The sequence below is a fragment of the Desulfovibrio sp. 1214_IL3152 genome (assembly GCF_036763055.1).
Taxonomy (GTDB): domain Bacteria; phylum Desulfobacterota; class Desulfovibrionia; order Desulfovibrionales; family Desulfovibrionaceae; genus Desulfovibrio.
Map to the genome: position 1 here is coordinate 1 of NZ_JBAIYW010000581.1, position 4,419 is coordinate 4,419.

Annotated in this window: 3 protein-coding genes; all 3 read left to right on the forward strand. The window is 58.0% G+C overall.

What is annotated here, in order from left to right; all coding sequences use genetic code 11:
- Nucleotides 1-1,378 (forward strand): DNA primase (locus V6C07_RS12215; RefSeq protein ID WP_333536752.1); only part of this gene is annotated, 1,378 nt, incomplete at its 5' end.
- Nucleotides 1,365-3,134 (forward strand): RNA polymerase sigma factor RpoD, encoded by a 1,770-nt coding sequence (gene rpoD, locus V6C07_RS12220; RefSeq protein WP_333536753.1) that lies wholly within the window; start codon nucleotides 1,365-1,367, stop codon nucleotides 3,132-3,134. The genes V6C07_RS12215 and rpoD, both read left to right, overlap by 14 nt.
- 163 nt (nucleotides 3,135-3,297) lie before the next feature.
- A complete protein-coding gene (locus V6C07_RS12225) occupies nucleotides 3,298-4,308 on the forward strand; it encodes a thermonuclease family protein (RefSeq protein ID WP_333536754.1) in 1,011 nt (336 codons plus the stop codon).
- The last annotated feature ends 111 nt before the right edge of the window (nucleotides 4,309-4,419 follow it).

The following is a 4,419-nucleotide window of genomic DNA, read 5'->3' on the forward strand; positions in this document are numbered from 1 at the left end:
ACTGGCGGCAGGGCACTTTGCGGCGACGCTCAACGGCCCCGATGGCGCAGAATGCCGCGCGTACATGGAAAGGCGCGGCCTCAACCAGGATATTGTGCAGCACTTCGGCCTTGGCTGGGCCAAAAGGGAGTGGCAGTCACTGGCAGACTCGTTGCGCAGGGCGGGTTTTGACGCCCGCATGGCAATCGAGGCGGGCCTTTTGGGGCAATCCGGCAACGGGCGGGCGTATGACCGATTCCGGGGGCGGCTCATTTTTCCCATCAAGAGCCTCTCCAACCAGATCATTGCCTTTGGCGGACGTATCATTGCCGATGAAGACGAGGCCAAGTACATCAACAGCGCCGATACGCCCATCTACAAGAAAGGCGAGCATCTCTACGGCCTGGCGCAAGCCCGAAAGGGCATGGTCACCAAAGGCCGCGCCCTGCTGACCGAAGGTTACATGGATGTGCTTACCCTGCACCAGTTCGGCTATGACAACGCTGTGGGCGTTCTCGGCACAGCCCTGACGCCGGAACAGATCAAGAGGCTTTCGGGTTTTGTTTCGCAGCTGACACTGCTTTTTGATGGCGACCGCGCCGGGCGCAAAGCCGCCCTGCGCTCCTGCGAAATGCTGCTCACACGCGGCCTGGCCTGTTCGGTAGTGCTTATGCCCGAGGGCGAAGACATCGACAGCCTGTTGCGTGGTCCGGGACCAGAGGCGTTTGAAGAACTGCAGGCCCAGGCCCCTGACGGGCTGCGGTTTTGCGTGGATGTGCTCAAAGCGCTGGCCCCAAGAGAAACTGTGGAATGGGCGCGCAATTTCCTGCGCCAAGTGGAGATTCCCGAACTGGTCAGCCCGTATGTTTCGCGGCTGGCCGGGCATCTGCAACTTTCAGAAGCCGACCTGCGCGAAGGGCTTGTACAGACGCGCGGGGCAAAAAACGACAGGACGCGCTCCGGCGCAAGCGGCTTTCCATCGGGCCGCGCCCTGCAAAACATTCGCGACCGCGAAATCATGATGTTCGCCGTGCGTTACCCGCACCGGCTTGCAAACATGCTTGAACTTGGGGCCGACCTGGCCCTGCACTCGGCAGTGGCGCGTCAGTTATGGGACAAGATTGAAAACCACGGCCCGGAAGAAGTCTTTCACCATCTGGACCAACGGGAAAAAAATTTCTGGTGCAAATGCTGCGGCCCCGAGGCCGCCCCGCGCGACAACGGCGACAGGGAACTGGAATCATTGCGCCACTACCTGAACAATTATTACGCTTCGGCGCAAAAATCTTCTTTATCCGCAGCCTTGAGGGCCAACACCGGCACTGGTGACTTTGAGGCTGATATGGACTATCTTCGCGCACTTAAGGAAACCTTGGAGAAAGGGCATGAGCAGTCTTAAAGATATCCAGCAAATTCAATCACTTATTGCCAAAGGCAAGGGTGCGGGCTTTTTGACCTTTGAAGAGGTCAACAAGGCGCTGCCCGTTGAAATGAGTACGCCCGAGCAGTTTGAAGAGATCATCGGCATCTTTGAACAGCTGGAAATCGTTATTGTGGACTCGGAAAAAGACGGAAAAAAAATTTCCGCCACTGCCTCCGAATCTGACGAAGAAATAACCGACAGTTCCCTTGACCTGTCTGAAGACGAAGATTCGGCGGACTACTCTTCCCGCAGCACGGACCCCGTGCGCATGTACCTGCGCGAAATGGGGGCCGTTCCCCTGCTGGACCGCGACGGTGAAGTTGTCATCGCCAAAAAGATTGAAATGGGCGAACAGGACGTGCTGTACGCCCTGGTGGAAGTGCCTGTGGCGGTTGAAGAACTGATCAATGTGGGCGAAGACCTGCGCCAGAACCGCATCAAGCTCAAAGATGTGGTTAAAACCATTGAAGAAGACGATCCCAGCGAAGACGAGATGAACCAGCGTTCGCGCGTCATCCTGCTGCTGGACGAAATCAAGCAGACTTTCAAGAAAAAGCGCAAGATCTATAAAAAGCTTGATGTCTGCACCTGCATGGACCGTCGTGTTACCGCCGTGCAGAAAGAAATCATCTGCTTCAAGGAAGAAATCGTCACCCGCCTGCGTGACATCAAGCTGGAAAAAACCCTCATTGACCGCATTATTGAAACGGTTGAGGACTATGTGCGTCAGATGCACAACTGCCAGCGCGACCTTTCAGCCTATATTCTGGCGACCGGCCGCACCCAGGCGGAAATTCAGGCCATGTTTGACGGCCTTGAGCAGCGCGAAGTCAATCCGATGGACGCCGCCCGCGATCTCAAGCTCAGCGTGGACGAACTCTTTTCCTTCAAGGAAATGATCATCGGCAAAATCGAGATACTCAACCGCCTGCAGGAAAAATGCTGCCACAACGTCACCGATCTCGAAGAGGTGCTGTGGCGCATCAAACGCGGCAATACGGCGGCCATGCGCGCCAAGCAGGAGCTGATCCGCTCCAACCTGCGCCTTGTGGTGTCCATTGCCAAAAAGTACACCAATCGCGGTCTTCAGTTCCTTGATCTCATTCAGGAAGGCAATATCGGCCTTATGAAGGCTGTGGACAAGTTTGAATACCAGCGCGGCTACAAGTTCTCTACCTATGCCACCTGGTGGATACGGCAGGCCATCACCCGCGCCATCGCCGATCAGGCACGCACCATCCGCATCCCCGTGCACATGATTGAAACCATCAACAAGCTCATACGCACATCGCGCTATCTTGTGCAGGAGCTGGGGCGCGACCCCACGCCTGAAGAAATCGCTGAGCGTATGGAATATCCGGTGGAGAAAGTCAAAAAGGTGCTCAAAATCGCCAAAGAACCCATTTCGCTGGAAACCCCCATTGGTGATGAAGAAGATTCGAGCCTGGGCGACTTTATTGAAGATAAAAAAGCTGTGGCCCCGGCAGAAGAAGTCATCAACACCAAGCTGTCGGAACAGCTGGCCGCAGTGCTGGCAGACCTCACCCCCCGTGAGGAGCAGGTTCTGCGCAAACGCTTCGGCATTGCTGAAAAGAGCGATCACACCCTTGAAGAGGTGGGCAAGCTCTTTAACGTAACGCGCGAGCGTATACGGCAGATCGAGGCCAAGGCATTGCGCAAACTGCGTCATCCCGTGCGCAGCCAGCCCCTGCGTTCTTACTACGAAAACTGATTTCCCGTCCGGCGGCTCCGGCAACAGGCCGGGCCGCCGGCGCGTGATACAGGCCCGGGCAAGCGCTCTGCGCGGCACGTCAAAAGCCCGCAGTTTTTTAGGGCGACCGCCCGGCAAAATCGATAACAGCAAAACATTGCAGCCCACGCAACAGGATATGGCCGTGTTTGTGTCAGTATTGTCCAGGCTCGGACGGCATTGCGCCGTTGTTATGATCTTCGGCCTTCTCTGCCTGCCGTTCCCTTTTCCGCTTCTGTCTTCTGCCCTGGCGGCAAACGGTGAACCAGCTTCTCCCGATGCTTCACCCGCAGCGGCTGCCGTGCCAGCAGCATCCGCCACGGTTGCCGATGATCCCGACGATGCTTCGGACAAGGCCGCCCCCTCAAGCCCTGCGGCTTTTGAGCTTTCCGGCAAGAAAAACAAAGACGTCCCGGTACAGCCCGCCGCACACGCGACGGAAGCGGCGCCTTCCGGCATGGCGGCAGATGCGGCTGATGCAGCCGCAGGCCAGTTGGGCGGCAACACAAAAATCGTCTCCGAAGACAGCACAAAAGAAAATGCCGACGCCCCTCGCGCCGAACCGCTCCCCCAACCACTTGCCACTGTGGCGCACTGCTTTGACGGCGACACCTTCAAACTTACGGACCGACGCGTTGTACGCCTGGCTGGAACAGACTCGCCCGAACTGTCCAAAGGCGGTCGGAAAGGCCAGTTTTTCGCGCGTGAAGCCAGAGATCAACTCAGCACGCTCGTCAAGGGCCAGCAGGTGCAACTGCTGCAGGCGGGCGTCAAGCACCGCGACCCGCACGGCAGAATCCTGGCGGAAGTGCTGCTGCCCGACGGCACATCCCTCAATGAGGTCATGATCCGCAACGGCGCTGCCTATTTTTATCCGCATCAGGATCTCAACCCCCATCTTCAGGAACGGCTGCGCAGCCTGCAGCATGAGGCCATCGCCGGGCGGCGCGGCATGTGGGCCTTTTTGCTTTCACAGCCCGTTGCCAAGAACACCTACCTCGGCAACAAGGAATCTTTGCGCTTCTTTCCCGCAGACTGCGCCGAGGCCCAGCACATACGCCCGCGAAACCGCGTTTACTTCGGCAACCTTATGGACGCCTTTATGGCGGGCTACGCCCCCGCGCGGGTCTGCCCCTTCTGGCCGGTGACGCCATGAACCAGCAGTTCTCCGACAGGGCCGCTTCAAGTCCTCTGGCTGAACAGACGGCCCTGGTCATCTTTTCCGGCGGGCAGGATTCCGCAACATGCCTGGCCTGGGCGCTGGACA

Excerpts from the sequence above, each read along its gene's own strand:
- rpoD (WP_333536753.1), top strand. The coding sequence starts at position 1,365 with ATGAGCAGTCTTAAAGATATCCAGCAAATTCAATCACTTATTGCCAAA.